Source organism: Enterobacter sp. DN, from assembly GCF_046054285.1.
GTDB lineage: Bacteria > Pseudomonadota > Gammaproteobacteria > Enterobacterales > Enterobacteriaceae > Enterobacter > Enterobacter hormaechei_C.
In genome coordinates, this window is sequence record NZ_JBJJTG010000002.1 from 674470 (window position 1) to 691458 (window position 16989).

At 55.6% G+C, this 16989-nt stretch carries 14 protein-coding genes and 1 tRNA gene; 4 read left to right on the forward strand and 11 right to left on the reverse strand.

The annotated features are described in order from the left end of the window. Nucleotides 1-52 precede the first annotated feature (52 nt). From pheP to ACJTMZ_RS07835, 5 genes are all read right to left on the reverse strand, one after another. On the reverse strand, nucleotides 53-1441 hold the full coding sequence (gene pheP / locus ACJTMZ_RS07815; protein ID WP_252010907.1) for a phenylalanine transporter: 1389 nt from the start codon (nucleotides 1439-1441) through the stop codon (nucleotides 53-55). A 102-nt stretch (nucleotides 1442-1543) separates the two neighbouring features. Next, entirely contained in the window at nucleotides 1544-3517 is a 1974-nt protein-coding gene (locus tag ACJTMZ_RS07820) for an alkaline phosphatase PhoX (RefSeq protein ID WP_252010908.1), read from the reverse strand. Nucleotides 3518-3644: 127 nt separating this feature from the next. Beyond that, nucleotides 3645-5828 carry a TonB-dependent siderophore receptor gene (locus tag ACJTMZ_RS07825; RefSeq protein WP_023296057.1) on the reverse strand — a complete coding sequence of 728 codons (2184 nt, stop codon included), beginning with the start codon at nucleotides 5826-5828 and terminating at the stop codon, nucleotides 3645-3647. Between the two features lie 200 nt (nucleotides 5829-6028). Then, entirely contained in the window at nucleotides 6029-6304 is a 276-nt protein-coding gene (gene yahO, locus ACJTMZ_RS07830) for a DUF1471 family periplasmic protein YahO (protein ID WP_015571217.1), read from the reverse strand. A 225-nt stretch (nucleotides 6305-6529) separates the two neighbouring features. Continuing rightward, nucleotides 6530-6606 (reverse strand) — tRNA-Arg (locus ACJTMZ_RS07835). 303 nt (nucleotides 6607-6909) lie between these two features. Between ACJTMZ_RS07835 and ACJTMZ_RS07840 the strand changes: the two genes are divergently transcribed. From ACJTMZ_RS07840 to fimZ, 3 genes are all read left to right on the forward strand, one after another. Further along, nucleotides 6910-7572 (forward strand): EAL domain-containing protein, encoded by a 663-nt coding sequence (locus ACJTMZ_RS07840; RefSeq protein ID WP_193041774.1) that lies wholly within the window; start codon nucleotides 6910-6912, stop codon nucleotides 7570-7572. Between the two features lie 24 nt (nucleotides 7573-7596). Further along, entirely contained in the window at nucleotides 7597-8313 is a 717-nt protein-coding gene (locus ACJTMZ_RS07845) for a response regulator transcription factor (RefSeq protein WP_017383240.1), read from the forward strand. Nucleotides 8314-9122: 809 nt separating this feature from the next. Next, nucleotides 9123-9755 (forward strand): fimbria biosynthesis transcriptional regulator FimZ, encoded by a 633-nt coding sequence (gene fimZ / locus ACJTMZ_RS07850; protein WP_252010909.1) that lies wholly within the window; start codon nucleotides 9123-9125, stop codon nucleotides 9753-9755. 50 nt (nucleotides 9756-9805) lie between these two features. Here the strand turns inward: fimZ and sfmF are convergent, their stop codons facing one another. The 6 genes from sfmF to fimA form a co-directional block, all read right to left on the reverse strand. Then, entirely contained in the window at nucleotides 9806-10327 is a 522-nt protein-coding gene (gene sfmF, locus ACJTMZ_RS07855; RefSeq protein WP_023296055.1) for a fimbria assembly protein, read from the reverse strand. Nucleotides 10328-10336: 9 nt separating this feature from the next. Then, a complete protein-coding gene (gene fimH / locus ACJTMZ_RS07860) occupies nucleotides 10337-11344 on the reverse strand; it encodes a type 1 fimbria D-mannose specific adhesin FimH (RefSeq protein ID WP_252010910.1) in 1008 nt (335 codons plus the stop codon). Then, nucleotides 11337-13895, reverse strand: coding sequence for a fimbrial biogenesis usher protein (locus ACJTMZ_RS07865; protein ID WP_252010911.1), 2559 nt, complete (start codon nucleotides 13893-13895; stop codon nucleotides 11337-11339). Before ACJTMZ_RS07865 ends, fimH begins: the two co-directional genes overlap by 8 nt. A 14-nt stretch (nucleotides 13896-13909) precedes the next feature. Beyond that, entirely contained in the window at nucleotides 13910-14602 is a 693-nt protein-coding gene (fimC, locus tag ACJTMZ_RS07870) for a type 1 fimbria chaperone FimC (RefSeq protein ID WP_015571222.1), read from the reverse strand. A gap of 34 nt (nucleotides 14603-14636) precedes the next feature. Continuing rightward, nucleotides 14637-15179 carry a type 1 fimbrial protein subunit FimI gene (gene fimI / locus ACJTMZ_RS07875; protein ID WP_017383235.1) on the reverse strand — a complete coding sequence of 181 codons (543 nt, stop codon included), beginning with the start codon at nucleotides 15177-15179 and terminating at the stop codon, nucleotides 14637-14639. A gap of 69 nt (nucleotides 15180-15248) precedes the next feature. Then, entirely contained in the window at nucleotides 15249-15812 is a 564-nt protein-coding gene (fimA, locus tag ACJTMZ_RS07880) for a type 1 fimbrial major subunit FimA (protein ID WP_003858911.1), read from the reverse strand. A 310-nt stretch (nucleotides 15813-16122) separates the two neighbouring features. Between fimA and folD the strand changes: the two genes are divergently transcribed. After that, nucleotides 16123-16989 (forward strand): bifunctional methylenetetrahydrofolate dehydrogenase/methenyltetrahydrofolate cyclohydrolase FolD, encoded by an 867-nt coding sequence (gene folD / locus ACJTMZ_RS07885; RefSeq protein ID WP_006809817.1) that lies wholly within the window; start codon nucleotides 16123-16125, stop codon nucleotides 16987-16989.

Here is a 16989-nt window from a genome sequence, read left to right on the forward strand (position 1 = left end):
GTCTGGTGCCCTCGCCCCGGCCCTCTCCCACAGGGAGAGGGAGAAAACCGCGCTACTTTTTACGTGAGAGCTTAAACGCAATAAACAGGAACACCACCCACACCGGCAGCAGCATCGCTGACAGGCGCATCTCATCCATGGTGCACATCAGCACCAGAATCAGGCCGAGGAAGGCGATACAGAGGTAGTTCCCCGCCGGATAGAGCAGCGCTTTAAACTGCGTCTCGCGCCCCTTGCGTCGCATCGCCGCGCGGAAGCGAAGGTGCGCCAGGCAGATCATGATCCAGTTCAGCAGCAGCGTGGCGACAACCAGCGCCATCAGCAGGCCAAACGCCTCTTTCGGCAGCAGATAGTTAATCAGCACCACCAGCGAGGTGATAGCGCCAGAAAGGAACAGCGAATTGATCGGCACGCCGCGACGGCTGACGCGGGTGAGGAACTTCGGCGCGTTGCCCTGTACGGAGAGGCCAAACAGCATGCGGCTGTTGGAGTAAACCCCGCTGTTGTAAACCGACAATGACGCCACGAGAATGACGAAGTTGAGCGCCGAAGCCACCACGTTGCTGTTCAAATCGTGGAAGATCATCACGAACGGGCTACTGTCAGATTTCACTTCTACCCACGGATAGAGCGCCAGCAGCACCACCAGCGAGCCGATATAGAACAGCAGGATACGGTACACCACCTGGTTGACCGCTTTCGGAATGCTTTTGTGCGGATCGCGCGCTTCAGCCGCGGTGATGCCAATCAGCTCCAGCCCGCCGAAGGAGAACATAATGACCGCCAGCGACAGGATCAGCCCTTTCCAGCCGGTCGCCAGAAAGCCGCCGTGCTGCCACAGGTTGTCGATGCTTGCACGCTCGCCGCCGTGACCGGAGAACAGCAGCCACAGGCCAAAGCCGATCATGCCAATAATCGCCAGCACCTTGATCAGCGCAAACCAGAACTCGGTCTCGCCATACAGGCGCACGTTCACAAGGTTAACGGCGTTAATGATGATGAAGAAGGCCGCGGCCCAAATCCACGTCGGCACGTCCGGGAGCCAGTACTGCATATAGATGCCGGCGGCGGTCAGCTCTGCCATGCCCACCAGCACGAACATCACCCAGTAGTTCCAGCCGGAGAGGAAGCCTGCGAACGGCCCCCAGTATTTATAGGCAAAGTGTGCGAAGGAGCCGGACACCGGCTCTTCAACGACCATCTCGCCGAGCTGGCGCATGATCAGGAAGGCGATAATCCCGGCGATAGCGTAACCCAGTAGAACCGCCGGGCCAGCCATTTGAATGGCGGGGCCGATGCCGAGAAACAGCCCGGTACCGATCGCGCCGCCGAGGGCAATTAACTGAATATGTCGATTTTGCAAACCACGTTGCAGCGTCGGACTCTGATCCGACGAAGCTTCAGCGCTACCACGGCCTGAAGCGGATGACGCGTCTTTCACGCCCTACCCCTGTCTCTTTTTTAGAAGGGGCACGTTTTAACACTTCATGCTGGTGGTAGCAAGCTTAACGCCGGGCCAGCGCATGCGCCCGGCGGATTAACGTCACGACCCGATGATCCCGCCGTCCGCTTTGGTAATCACCACCGTTGACGATCGCGGACGCCCGTTCGGGCTGGCGTCTGGCCAGTTGGAAACAGCGCGCGGATTGGCCGGGTCGGTAATATCATCCCCGCCCTCCCCCGGATGCTGAATGTTGATAAACAGCGTGCGGTTGTCCGGCGTAAACGCAATGCCGGTGATTTCACATCCGCGCGGCCCGGTCAGAAAACGGCGATACTCGTTGGTGCCCGGAATGGTGGCGACCATCTGGTTATTGCCCATCCCCTCGTACGCTTTCTTATTGATGGTGCTGGAGGAGACGTCGGTCTGGATCCACAGGACGCCCTGGTGATCGAACGACAACCCATCCGGGCTGCCGAATGCCGCGCCCTGCATGGAGCCTTTGGCCTTCGGATCGTCGCCGTCGGTACGCCCGGCCATAACCAGAATATCCCACTTAAAGCGTGCGGCGGCAGGATCGGCACCCTCTTCGTGCCAGTGCATGATGTGACCAAACACGTTGTTGGCGCGCGGGTTAGCGGCATCGACCGGTGCCTTCCCCTCTTTACCGCGATCGCTGTTGTTGGTGAGCGTACAGTAGACGCTGCCGCTGGCGTGCGGATCGACGGCAATCCACTCAGGACGATCCATTTTCGTTGCCCCCACCGCGTCGGCCGCCAGGCGGGTTTTGATCAGCAGATCGCCCTGGCTTTCAAACCCGTTGCTTTTATCCAGGCCATTTTGCCCGAAGATCAGCGGCAGCCAGTCGCCGCTTCCGTCCTGGTTGAACCTGGCGACGTACAGCGTGCCGGACGTCAGCAGCTGCATATTGGCTTCCCGGTTCGCGGGATCGTATTTTTTGTCGGAGACAAACTTATAGATGTACTCAAACTTCTGGTCGTCGCCCATGTAGACCACCACGCGATTATCGGCGGCGAGCGTGACGGCTGCCCCCTCATGCTTGAAGCGGCCCAGCGCGGTGTGCTTGCGAGGCGTGGAGGTCGGGTTGTAGGGATCGATCTCCACCACCCAGCCGAAACGGTTGGGTTCGTTAGGGGTTTTATCGACGCTGAACCGCTCATCCACCTCGTTCCAGCGATAGGACTCATCGCTGTCGCTGATGCCGTAGCGTTTTTCCAGCGGTTTGAGATCGGCTTTTTTCACAAAAATGTCCGACCAGTTCTCCTCGCAGGTGAGATAGGTGCCCCAAGGCGTGTGGCCGTTGGCGCAGTTCTGCATGGTGCCCAGAACGCGTTCCCCCTGCGGATCGGCGGCGGTTTTCATTAAATCCTGATACCGCGCCGGGCCGGTAAGCTGCATCGGCGTATTGACGGTAATACGCCGGGCGAAGGAAGACGGACGCACCACCTCCCAGCCGCTGCCCGTTTTTTTCACTTCCACCACCGACACGCCCATCGCGTTCTGCCCCTTGCGGGCTTTGTCGAGGCTCCAGTTCGCCGTACCGTCGATAAACAGCATCCCGTTATCGATGTATTCATGGTTCAGCGCCAGCAGGCCATGCTCCGGGTTTTGCGCCCCCTGCGGCAGACTAAACCACGCCATGCCGTCGTGGTGCATGCCCGCCTGCACAGCCTGTTCGTCTGTGGTATTGCTGGCGTCCGGCTTAAATGCCGGCATGTTGTCTTTGATCCCCGTCGGATCACCCCAGCGATAGAACGGGCGGGCAATATAGCCTTCTGGCACCCTGACCGTGTCTTCCGTGGAGACGTCGATGCTGGTAAAGCCCAGGGAAACTGCTTTTGCCAGCGCGGAAGGCTTCGATACCGCGGCAATGGCATTTTCGGGTGTGATCAGATACGGGAATGATACGGCGGCCCCCGCTACGGCCCCCATCTGGAGAAAACGGCGGCGGGAGAGGAACACCTCTGCAACCTCGGAGAATACCGGGTTAGCGCTGCGGTTACTGATATCGTCGCGATGTTCTTTTTTAAATACGGATTTGAGGGGTCTGCCCATAGCGGCTTCCTGTCATTGGCCAAGAGGTAAGGATGTGGCGACCAGTGTAAGAAGCTTTTATTACAATTTTATAACACGACAACGAAGGGATTGGGGCGTCCCTGCCCCGGATAACGAGGTGGAACGCTTAGAACTCGTAGCCAACCGAGACCTTAAAGGTACGCGGCTCGCCCTGAGTGATGTAAGTACCGGAATCGTCCACGCTTGACCAGTAGTTCTCGTTGGTCACGTTGTCGATGCCTGCCCGCACGGTCATCTGGTTTTCATTGTGGTTCACCGCGAAGCGATAGCGCATGCCCAGATCCAGCGTGGTGTAGCTGTCCAGCTTTTTGGTGTTCGCAAGATCGGCATACTGCGTGCCGGAGTGGTTAACGCGCGCGGTCGCCGTCAGGCCTTCAATCGGCTTGATATCGTACTCTGCGCCCAGCACGGCGTAGAAGCTCGGAATACCGATCGCATCGTTGCCCTGATTGACGCCGTTTTTGGTTTTGGTCAGCTCAGCCTGCAACCAGGTGGCGCTGGCATTCAGACGCATCCCAAGCATTGGCTCGCCGAAGACGTTCAGCTCCACGCCGCGGTTACGTTGTTCTGCATCCAGGCCGTAGTGACCGCTGTCGTCAAGGATCGCCGACGGCATTTTGATCTCAAACAGCGCCAGGGAGCCGCCCACGCGGCCAAAGTCCGCCTTTACGCCCACTTCGTTCTGCTTAGAGTGCACGATACCGGTGCTCTGGCCGTAGTTAGTAGCAGTGTTCGGCGCAGTTTCACCGGGCTGTAACGCCTCGGTGTGGTTGGCGTAGAGGGAAATTTCCTCCCACGGTTTATAGACTACGCCGTAGGTTGGCATCCAGCGGCTGCCGTCGAAACCGTCCGCGTCGTTTTCCGCGCCGGTGATTTTGTTGTACCCGCGGATGACAACTTTCTGATGACGTGCGCCTGCGGTGAACAGCAGCTTGTCATCCAGCACGCCCAGGGTATCACTCAGCAGCCAGCCCTGCGTGCGGGTGCGCCCGCTGGTCAGCGGATCGCTGTATTTGCCGCCTGAGCCGCTGAAGTTGCTGCTGTCCGGCATAGCCACGCCGGTGTTGTGGTAGATGTTGGTGGTCGGATTATCCGCCGCGGCCGACATTTTCCACGCGATTTTTTCGTTTTTGGTCATCGCCGAATACCCGACGTTCACCTTGTGCGAGACGAAGCCGGTAGTGAAGTTACCGCGAATACCCGCCATGCCGCTGACGGAATCGCTGATGCGGTTGGTATCAAGGCGGCTGACCGTCGCATTACCGCTCTTATCGAGGAGCTTCGGCGCGCTGTAGATCCCTTCTTCGTGCGCGTGCTGCGCGCCGAGACCGGTATATGCCGTCCAGCTATCGGTGATGTCATACTCGCTGCGCCACATCCCGAACTCGTTTTCGATATCGCTGTAGGCCCACTTCTGCGAGAAGTTGCGATCGTTCTTCGGCGGCTCAGGCACAAAGTCCACCGCCGAGATGTTGACGCTGGTTGGGCTGCCGTGGAAGGTTTTTTTCTGGTAGCCCAGGTCCAGCGAGGTGCGGAAGCGGTCGCCTTTGTAATCCAGGCCGGTGGAGAGCAGCGTGGTGCGGCGGCGGTCGTTCGGCACGCCGGTTTCCCCTTCGCGATGCACGAGGTTCACGCGCGCGCCAAACTGGTCGTTATCGCCAAAGCGACGACCCGCATCCAGCGTGGTGCCAATCTGGGAATCCGAGGTGTAGTCAACGCCCACTTTCGCCTGCGGGGTGTCGCCCGCGTGTTTTGGCTCAAGGTTGATCATCCCGCCCACGCCGGAGCTTGCGGCGCCGTTCATCAGGGAGTTGGCCCCTTTGAAAATCTCGATACGGTCGACCATCTGGGCATCCACCACCTGACGCGGCAGCACCCCGGACAATCCGCCAAAGGTCATATCGTCGCCGTCAAACTTCAGGCCGCGAATGCGGAAGGTTTCCGCGCTGTTGCCGTAACCCTGAACGAATTGCACGCCCGCGTCGTTGGCAACCACGTCAGCAATGGTTTTTGCCTGCTGATCTTCCACCAGCTTCGAGGTGTAGCTGATGATGTTGAACGGCACGTCCATGGCGTTCTGCTGACCGAGCATCCCCATGCGCCCGCCGTTCGCCACCTGGCCGTCGAGGAAGGCCGGAAGCAGCTGGTCACCACCGGGTTTGAAATCACTCCCCGCCGTGGACTGGACCACGATGGTGTCCTCTTTTTTCTCATCCGCCGCAAAGGCGGAGTGTGTAACCGCGCCGATGGCAATCGCCAGCAGCGTTTTGTGCATTGTGGTGTTGTTCATAATGAGCTCTTAACGTGCGCGCAAAAATGACCCGTTGTCGGGCCTTAAAAGTTATTAAAAGAAATGCAAATGAGAACTATACGCATTATGAATACGTAATCAAGTGTCAACGGGCATCTCTGAGCGAGAAGAGACAAGAAACAAGGCTGGCGGGAGGTATGGCGCGCAACCACCCCGAAACAGGGGTGGTTGCTAAGGCATTATTTTTTCTTGAAAATATCGGCGGTACCGTGAATTTTGTTGTTGGTATTACCGGAAGTCAGCACCAGCACATCAGCACCTTCTTTATCGGCTTTCTCGATCAGCTCTTTTTTCGCGTCGTCTACCGAGACTTCATTGGAAGTGCTAACCGTACCGATTTTTTCATACTGTGATTCCACTTTCTCAAACTCGTTTTTCGTCAGCAGTTCAGCCGCAAAGGTATTGGTGGTAAACAGAAATGCAGCGCCCATCAAAATAGCAGTCGTTTTTTTCATAACCTTTTTCCTTGAGATTAATCAGCAACTACAAAAAGCCCCACGAGTAAGAGTGAGGTGATATGAGCATGGTAGAGGAATAGCAAAATTGCCACAGTGTAAAAAAAATACTGTTATAACAGTCAATTGTGCTGTGAAAAATGTGCGTTAACGCTACTTTCGGAATGGGTGTTTCATGGGGAAAATCAGCAGGGCGTCACGCAGGCGGCAATCTGTGAAATTTAATGGCACGCCCTGTAGGATTCGAACCTACGACCTACGGCTTAGAAGGCCGTTGCTCTATCCAACTGAGCTAAGGGCGCACGGAGAAGAGTGTACTTCGCGGTGGTGAAACGCCTGGAATTATACGGTCAATGCGTAGTGAGTCAATGCCTTTTCCGCCTTCTCTGGCGATAATGACTAGCTGATTGTAAATACGGCTGTTTTTTCAACATTTATCCCTCTTTTACGGGCTGCGAAAAGGCTTAGCCGCTTTTAAGTAACGCCTGCTGTTTTCCTGTTTACTTCACCTTCACACTGTCCTGCGGTAACCCGGCCGCCTGGAGGCTGGAAGTGAACAGGACGACGGAGTGACAGCGCCAGACCAGACAGGTTTCCCCTCGTGCGTGCAGCACATCTCACACGATATTACAGGCATCAAGCTTGAACCCATTGTCGCCCTCTCCTCTTCGCACACGGTGGGGGCCGAAGTGCTCAGCGTGCTGTCGCCGCATCAGCAAAGCGAAAGCTTTTTCCAGGACTGGTCCGCCGCCCGGGCGCTTATGCTGCTGGAAGCACAGATCGCCGCGTTAAAAAACCCCTTCCCCTGTGACAACCTTTTCATAAATTTGCCGATAACCGTTCTGACCATACCGGAAATGTTCCAGCGTTTACTGCAACTTAACAGCCCACCGCTGAACATTGAACTCGTGGAGCCTGCCTCGTTCTTTACACTCTCAGACCCGGCGCGTCTGAGGGTGAGTTGTGCGCTTCAGCAGTTGACCGCGCGAGGACACCGGATCTGGCTGGATGATATTGATGAAGCGTCAGGACAAGCATTTTTATCCTGCCGCCTGCCATTAAGCGGAATAAAAATCGATAAGATCGCTTTCTGGCGTTTACGTGAAACGCCGGCGCTGACACAGCTGGTCACCCTTTGTTCAAAAATCGCTGCGAATGTGCTTATTGAAGGCATTGAAACAGAAAGGGACCGTACATGCGCGCTTCATGCTGGCGCGCGCTTCGGTCAGGGATATTATTGGCCATCCTGGAGATGGCAGGAGGACTGAACGGTCATCGCCAAGAGGGAAGCTATGCGAATGACAGTGCGCCGTTACCGGCGTCGTCGGACAGGAAGTGATTCACTGGGTTCTACGCACTCGCCTTTTGCTCTCCCATTTTTTGATCGTCTCGAATATTTGAGCCAGTCAATCAACCAGACCCGCAAAACCGATGCTCCCTTTATCATTCTGGTCACACAGGATAATTTTTTCCGTTCCGGTTTACTGAGCGGGCAGTCGCCCCTGAGCAATTGCTGCGACTATTCCACGCTGGAAGCCGCCCTCAGTGATTTAAATCACTGGCCTTCATCGCGTCTGGTAATAGACATTGAGAGCCGCGCCTCGCCGCTCATCGACCTGCTGGACCGATTACGCCGCCACAGCCTGTTCGCCCCCTACCTGACACCCTACCTGCTCGTCCGCGCCGATGATTATGATGCTCGCCTGTTTTGTAAAGCGGCTGGCCCTTTTCATGTGCTTGAACGCCAGCTAACGGCGCTGGCTATGCAACAAACCTTGCTGGAAGCACCGTCACCGGCCGGCAACCGCAAAGAGTGGTTTTCACGGGATGAATGGCCGATCTTACAGGCGCTGTCGCAGGGGAGCTCCTTGCGGCAGATCGCGCAGTTACAGAACCGCCCCTACAGCCGCATTATTTACCGTCTCAGCTGCATCCTGGCGAAACTTGGGCTGAATCATCGTCATGAGTTGCTACATCTTCTCAACAACCTCTCAGATTTCACGTATTAACGTATTCAGTAACTTCTTAATTCCTAAAGACCTTTAGGAAATTACTTAGGATATATGTTAAATTTTTGTGTTTTTTAACAAAACTTTCGATTTTATAACTATTCCTAATTCCAGGTCTTAAACCATGCGAAATGCTGCCGGTACGCTCAACGAGAGTGATTTTATCCATGCGTTAAGGTTCTGGCGCTTCAGTTAACAGGATGATAATGGTGTAAAAACAAGCGATTCACCTGTAAAAGAATGCGATGAGAGGTGAAGAAAACAGCAGATAGTGCTGTTCTGTTGTTGGGAACGGCAATTTGCCAGGAGGCGTTTGAAATGGAGAGATGACGCACGAAATGGCGGATTTCAGGGATGGCGGGCAGGAGGGATGCTGGTTGTCACAGCCCGCGCACTGTTAACACTCCATTAACATACAGTAAAATCGTTTATTTTTTGTTATTACATAAAGATGAAAGTGTGTGGTAAATGCAATATCAGGACATTTTTGCTAATTTTAAAAAGTTAGCGATTCAGATCCAGAACATAATAATCAGTAATATATGGATATTAATTTACAGGCTTTTCGGACAATACTTAAACGGTATAATAAGACGTGTTTGACACGCGAATAAGAAAAATCATTTTGCCATAACCAGCCTTATGAGATAACTGCGCTGAGGCATTGATATCACCACTACGTAAACAAGGATGCTTTCGCTCTTCCCAGGGACATTTACCGTACAAGGATCTGCGCAATTATCCTTCCGGCTTTTCGAGAGTTTTAACAAAACTCAGCATAACGCTTTTAACAATCTGAGGCATAAAAAATGAAACCGGCATCCGTTATCATTATGGACGAACACCCTATCGTCAGAATGTCGATAGAAGTCCTGCTACAGAAAAATAAAAACATCCTGGTCAAACTGAAGTCAGGCGACAGCCACGAGGTGCTTGACTGTATACGCAACCACCCCATTGACCTGGTCATTCTCGATATTGAAATGACGGGCACGGATGGGTTCGTATTGCTGAAAAGAATCAGGAACTTAAATAAAGACATTAAGGTTCTTTTCCTCTCTTCAAAATCTGAAGCTTTCTACGCAGGACGCGCCATCCGCGCCGGGGCAAATGGTTTTGTCAGTAAGCGAAAAGATCTGGGGGAAATTTATAACGCGGTGGAAATGATCCTGACGGGCTATTCTTTCTTCCCTTCAGAAACATTGAGTTTTATAAACCATCTGGGCTCGCGGACGGGCGCCGCCGTGGATATGCCATTATCGAATCGTGAAGTGACGGTTCTGCGATATCTGGCGAACGGATTATCTAATAAGGAGATTGCGGATCAATTATTACTTAGCAACAAAACAATTAGCGCCCATAAGTCTAATATCTTTTCCAAGCTGGGCGTGCAAAGTATCGTTGAATTAATTGATTACGCGAAGGCGCACGAATTACTGTAATCCTTCCCTCTCCCTGCAACATATAACCGTTACAGGGAGAGTGGATACGATTAATTATAATTAATCATGAAAGTTGCATCGGCGTCAGCCCGTCCCGGCTGCGGGTTATCCGCCGTGGCGATATAATTGGCATAAAACGACAGTTCGGCATTTCCCTGCGCATCCACCGCCACCGTCTGGCTGGCCTGCTGCAACGCGAGGCGCGTTTTATCCCGGTCGAGGATCTCCACGGCCACGTTGCTGGCCGCGCTGGCATCATTCAGTGCCAGCAGGCTGTTATCATGCCCGTCCATCTTCCCCGTAAATGTGACCGAAGCCGCCCCCGGCGGGCATCCGGTCAGCTTCAGGGTGAACGGTACAGGCTGCGTCCGGCTCCCCGTTGTGCGAAGCTGTTTCGTGGGCCAGGTGCCGAGCGTGACGGTTTTATTGCTGTCGTCCCCCTCCGCCACGCAGGTAAAATCCACGATATTGCCGTAAAGCTGAATGTTAATCTCCCCAAGCGCCGTCTCTGCGTGTGCAGGGGAGCAAAGCGCAAAGAGCGCGACGGCTAAATACCGCATTCCGTTTCGCATACCTGCTCCTTAGTCGTAGTCGACGCGTAAATAGCCGCGAGAGGTAAAACGCCCCTCGGCAGGTTTTTTACCGGTTACGCTGACGGGCCACGCGCGGATCCCCACCTGCGCCTGAGCGCTGTCGTCCAGACGGAACGGGATTTTGCTGGTCAGGTTGTTGGGCGTCAGCGGCACGCCATTACTGTTGGCAATCACAAAACCCACATCCGCGTTATCGGAAACCAGCGTACTGCCTGAAACCTTCTCCGCCTCAACACGCATCGTGAGCATGGCGTTCGCCTCGACGTTGGTGCATTTGATGCCGATGGTTTTGCTTTGCGCTGAGATCCCCTCCGGCTTATTCCCGATGCCCGCTTTACTGAACAGGGAGGCGCCGATGTCTCCGAAATCGAACTCCACCACATTCCCGGCATTAATTTCACAGCTCTGAGGCACCTGAATGGTCCCGCTGTAGCTGATGGTATAAACCGGCGTGGTGAGCGGATCCGAGGAGGTCGTGGTGACGTAAACCCGGAACATGGTCGCCCGGGGGATCACCACCATATTGATAAAGCGTCGGGTCACTTTAAGCCGGAAGACGAGGCTGGAATCCTGTACGCCAAACGGTTTGTTTTTAGACACATTCGGGTGGCTCCCCATCTGAATGTAGCTTTTGGGCGGATAAAACGTGCCAGCGTAGCTGTCGGTAATTTTCATCGCCCCGTCCAGATAGTCGTTTAGCTTCAGATACTGGTAGCCATCACTGGTGCCCGTGACCGGGAAATCGGTAACATAGCTACGCTTGGTGGTGTTCCCGGACGTTCCCTTAGGACAGACGGCGTTGACGCCCACCCACTGGGACTTCTCGCTGAGCGTGACTATCTGCCCCACCTGGTTATTGGAACTGTTGAATTTATCCGTCAGGTCGTAATACACCTCCGTCGGCACGCCATTTTCATTGACGCAAACGGTGGCGAAGGCCTTAGATAGCGGCAAAAACGCCAGCAGGGATAGCCCCAGATAATGGATTTTATTCACAGCGGATCCCCTTAAGTGTGATCGCCTGTTGCAGGCTTTGTTCTGGCAGGCTGTAGGGCGCACGACACTGGGACTGTTTCCCGTCTCCCCACTGAATCAGCAGTTCTCCGCTCAGCGGCAGCCCGCTCAGGTAAATCTGACCGTCATCTCCCACCATGCTGGTTACGCCGCTCTGCGTCTCACGCACCACCGCCCCAAACGGTACAGGCTGGTTATCACGCTTCACGGTGAGCAGCGCACGCACGCCGATGCGGGTGTCAAAACTGGCGCGCACCAGCGCACCGTTCGTCGGCACGACGCTGGAAACGTTATTTTCAATGTCGGTGTTGTTGCTCATAGTGTTGGTGTCGAGCGCCACGCGGTTGTAACGGTACACCGTGGCGTACGGCATCACCGCATAGCCACGCCAGTCTGTTTTGACGCCGGTCTGGTTTTCGACGCTCACGCCTGACGCGCCCGGCGCTTTGATCAAGACGTTGGTATCGCCCAGCGGCTGACTGAATGTGATGCCGTCTGAATGCCCTACCACGCCGCCGGAGAGCTGCCAGTTGAGGTCGTGCTGATCCCGGGCGTAGTTGTAGCCCACGCCCAGCGTGCCGTACGTCGCCTGCCAGTTAGCGCTGGCGCTGCCGCTGGCACCGTTATTGCTGGTGTGACCCTGCGTGACGCTGTAGTTCAGGTTACGATCCTGGAGCAGCGTTCCGCTGATCCCGGTCTGCCAGCTGGTATCACCGTCGCTGTTACGGCTGGCAGAGGCTGTGGCATAGGCCCGGTCGATCGCATTATCGCGACGGTAGCCGTGACGGGTGAACAGGCTGAACGGGACGGAGACGTTGAACGAGGCGATCCGGTCGGTTCCGTCAATGCCGACGGCCTTGTTCCACGACCAGGATAAGGCGTAGCTGACCCCTTTCACCCCGCCCGCGTAGCCAAGCTGATACCAGACGTTGGATTCGCTGGTGCCCCAGTAACTCTGCTGGCTGCCCGACACGTACACCGAGCCGTAATCGCCGAGAGACTGGGAGATATTGAGCTGGAAACGCCCTTTTTTATTCAGCGTCAGGTTGTGATAGCTCTGCACGTCCGGCACGCCGTCATCGTCCTGATCGTCGCCATACTGGTAGCCTTCCATTGTGCGCCAGGCCACATCGTCGAGGGTGTAGAAGCCTTTAGTCGAGTAGCGATAGCCCAGCAGCTGGAAGTTAGTGCCGAATCCGTTAAGGGATTTTGCGTACAGGAACCGCAGGGACTGCCCTTCATGGCGGCTGTCATCGGCAAGCTGGCTGCGGGCATGGGTGAGATCAAGTGAAACCGCCCCCCAGTCACCGAGGTTTTTACCCGCGCCAATGGCGATGGCGGTATAGCGCGAGGCCAGCTGCGTTCCGCCGTACAGCGTGTAGCCGTCGGCAAGGCCCGCAATCATCGTACCCTGAGTAAAGAACGGCGTATCCTGCTCGCTGTTGCCGCTGCGATAGTCCCCTGCCACCAGATCGTATTTCCAGCGCCCTTCACGCTGGAGCAGCGGAACGGTGGAATACGGGACGGTGTAGCGCTGCTGGCTGCCGTCCTTCTCTTCCACCGTCACCTCCAGGTCACCGCTTGAGGAGGTCGGGTTAAGATCAGTTATCGCAAAAGCCCCCGGCTGCACATAGCTCTGGTAAATCACGTATCCGTTCTGGCGGATCACCACTTTGGCAGGGGTGCGGGCGATTCCGCGCACGGTAGGCGCGTAACCTTGCAGACTGTCCGGGTACATACTGTCGGACGAATAGAGGCGACCACCGCGAAAACCGACGCTGTCGAAGACATCGTTACCGGTGTTGCTGTCGCCAAGCACCAGCTCGCTTTTCAGCGGGATGATCGTACGCTGCGCCCAGGTACCAATATTTTGCCAGCTGCTGTGCCGCTGGCCGTTGCTTTCGGTATAACGCCACGCGCCGTTATTGCGTAATCGCCAGGCGCCATAGTTCAACCCGCTTTGCAGGTTCAGATAGTAGCTGTCGTCGTCGCTGCCCCGGTTGCCGGTAAAGCTGTAGTTCAGCAGCGCGGCGGGGATGCCTTCATCCCACTGTTCAGGTGGAATATACCCGCGGGCGCTGTTTTGCATCGCCACCTGAGGCAGGCTGACGTTCAGGCGCAACGAGGCGAAGTTGAACGCCGTTTCGCTGCCCGGAATAGCCGTGGTGAGCGGAACGCAGGCATCGCCCTGCACGTTGCTCAGTTCCGGGAAGGCGGCGATATTGACGCCAAAGCGATCGAGCATCGCGCGCGTAATGCACGGCGACAAACCGCCCGCGACCGGCGGCGTGTTGTCAGCTTGCTCAAACCGCACGTCCTGCGTGCCGATAAACTCATCGTTACGCCAGATATCGACGCGATAGACGCCCGGTGCCTGCTGGTGGCCTTTTTCAAAACGCGACAAATCCGCCACGTTCGCCGTGTCATCGGAGAGAAACGCCGGGTTAAAGTAGCTTTCGCCCCAGCCAGCGAGTGGCCAGAGCGTTGCCATCAGTGCCAGCGCAACCGGGCAGTAACGCCATTGAGTGTTCATCGCCCTGTCTCTGCTCACAGGCTGACGCTACGCGCCGGCGTAATGGCGCCATAGTCATTCACACTCTGCCAGGAGAGCGTGCCGCTCGCAGCGGCAGGCAGCACCTGCTGTGCCGAGCTTTTAGGGGCAACCATCAGGTTATCCAGCGTCTGACCGCCGAGCTTCAGATTGACCAGCGTGACGTAATACGGCGAGGCATTGCTCACCTTAAGATGGTTGCCGACGCGCTCAAAGCGCAGCTGTGAGAGCGCCTCTTCCGGCGGCATCGCCAGGTTAGCCGGGCGAACAAACAGCTTGATACGTGACAGAATAGCCAGTTGCAGGACGTTGTTGCCGTCCTGATGTTTTTTGCTGACGGAGGGAATCGCTTTGACGTTCATGTAAAAGAGTGATTCGCGATCGGCAGGCAGCGCCGGGCCTGCGTAGATAATGCGCAGGGTGTTTTCGCTGGCCGGCTCGCTGACAAACAGCGGCGGCGTGACGGCAAAGGTTTTTTCCTTTTGCCCGTTGGCATTTTCTATCCACGCGTTAATTAAATAGCGCTCTTGTTTATTGCTGTTGGTGATCGCCAGCGACGTTTGTTTGGCATCGGCCGGATAAATAACGCGCGTCGCGCCCAGCGCAATTCCGCCGGACGCATTCGCGCTGGCAGAAACCATCATCAAAATAAAAGCTAAAAACAGTCCAGGTTTAATCAGGGTGTTCATCACAACCGTACCTTTAATAATTAGTTCGCAGGCGTCAGGGATAAATCAACGTAAACCAGACATTCGACTGAATAGTGCCTGGTACAAGGTGTTCGGAAATTGCCCGGTAGCGGGCGCTGAAATGAAATACCAGCTCGCGGGTGTCAATGGGTAACCAGCTCACCGCCGTCGCGTTCGGGATGATCTGACGTTGCTGTTCGTCAAAAAGCGCCAGCCCGACACCACTGCTGACCGCATTTTCCCCCGGCCGCGATGTCGCCAGGAAAACCTGCGGATCTTCTGCCGGTGTCACTCCCTGGAACTGGATCCCCACGGTGCGGGAGACGTCCACGCTGCAATCCAGCAGACGTACGGTGAAAGGCACATTAACCGTGGAAAAGCTGCCGACGCCGGAAAAGGCGTTTGTGCGGTATTGCCCCATATCCACGCGCATATTCTGGCTGTCCGGGGCCACGGCGCAGCCGCCGTTAACCAGCTCTCCCCTGAGGTGTACTTTGCCGCCGTCTATGACCACGGTATGTGCGTTTACCGCTGAGGCAATCGCAAGGGCACACAGCAGTATCCCAGTCCTTGTCATCCTTCGCTCCCGGTATAGGCGATCAAAAGACCTCTTCCCTGAGGCCAGCCACATCCCTGTACTCAGGCATTACTCGTATTTCATTACGAATGTTGCGTCCGCGTTTGCCTGGCCTGGCTCGGTGGTCGCCGCCGTGGCTTTATAGCGCGCGGTGAAGTTCAGGGTGTTAGTCCCTTCAATCAGGTTCTGCGCCGCAGAGAAGGTGGCACCGTCCGGGGTCAGCGTGGAGGATTTGCTGTCGAGGATCTCAATACCCACGCCCTTCGCGGAGTTGTCGTTATTACCGGAGCTTACCGCCAGCAGCGTTTTGTCGGTGGCGTCGATCTGGCCGGTAAACGCGACAGCAGCGGTTTTCGCTACCGCAGGATCGCAGTCGTTCAGTTCGATGGTGAACGGAATATTGGAGGTGGTGTCACCCACTTTAGTGAATTTCGCGGTACGGTACTGGCCAAGATTAACCGTCTGCTCTGAAGAGTCAGTATTCACTGAACACGCGGCATTCACTAATTCACCTTTAAAATGCACCGTACCACCGTTTACAGATACAGGCGCTACCGGATCTTCTGCGTGAGCGGCACCCGCGACCAGGGCCAGAGTTGCAATAACAGTAGAAGCAATGTTGCTGAGTTTCATGTCTATTCCTTTAAAATGTAAATAACCCTTCCCGCGCATATTCGGGAATAAGAAATACGATCAATTAAAAAATTGAAGGCTTATTTCGGAGAGGACAAAGTAGCTCAGGAATTTATTTTGTAATATGTCAAAACGCTGTCATTTTGCCAGGTCACATCCTAATCACCTCTAAGAAATTGACCATGCCCTGAGAAGGGATTTTGCAGGCCATCGATGAAATCTCGTAAAGGGTGACTGACAGCGGCGCTCGCTTCTGACAAAATACAGGCAATCCCCCCTTTCTAACGTTACAGACGGAATCTTCTCTCTGATGGCAGCAAAGATTATTGACGGTAAAACGATTGCGCAGCAGGTGCGCTCTGAGGTTGCGGAAAAAGTGAAGGCGCGTAAAGCCGCCGGATTTCGCGCCCCCGGGCTGGCCGTTGTGCTGGTTGGCAGCAACCCGGCTTCGCAAATTTATGTCGGCAGCAAACGCAAAGCGTGTGAAGAGGTGGGGTTCGTCTCCCGCTCTTACGATCTGCCGGAAACCACCAGCGAAGCGGAACTGCTGGAACTGATCGACACCCTGAATGCCGATAAAGAGATCGACGGCATCCTGGTTCAGCTGCCGCTGCCTGCGGGCATTGACAACGTGAAGGTGCTGGAGCGCATCGCGCCGGACAAAGACGTTGACGGTTTCCATCCGTATAACGTGGGCCGACTGTGCCAGCGCGCGCCGCGCCTGCGTCCGTGCACCCCGCGCGGCATCGTGACGCTGCTGGAGCGTTATAACATCGATACCTATGGCCTCAACGCCGTGGTGATTGGCGCCTCCAACATCGTGGGCCGCCCGATGAGCATGGAGCTGCTGCTGGCGGGCTGTACCACCACCGTTACCCACCGCTTCACTAAAAACCTGCGTCACCACGTCGAAAACGCCGATCTGCTGATCGTTGCGGTCGGCAAGCCGGGCTTTATTCCGGGCGAGTGGATCAAAGAGGGCGCAATCGTCGTGGACGTGGGTATTAACCGTCTGGAAAACGGCAAAGTGGTCGGCGACGTGGTGTATGAAGATGCCGCAGCGCGCGCATCCTATATTACTCCGGTCCCGGGCGGCGTAGGCCCGATGACGGTAGCAACACTGATTCAGAATACCTTGCAGGCGTGCGAGGAGTATCACGACGTAGAGGACGCGTAA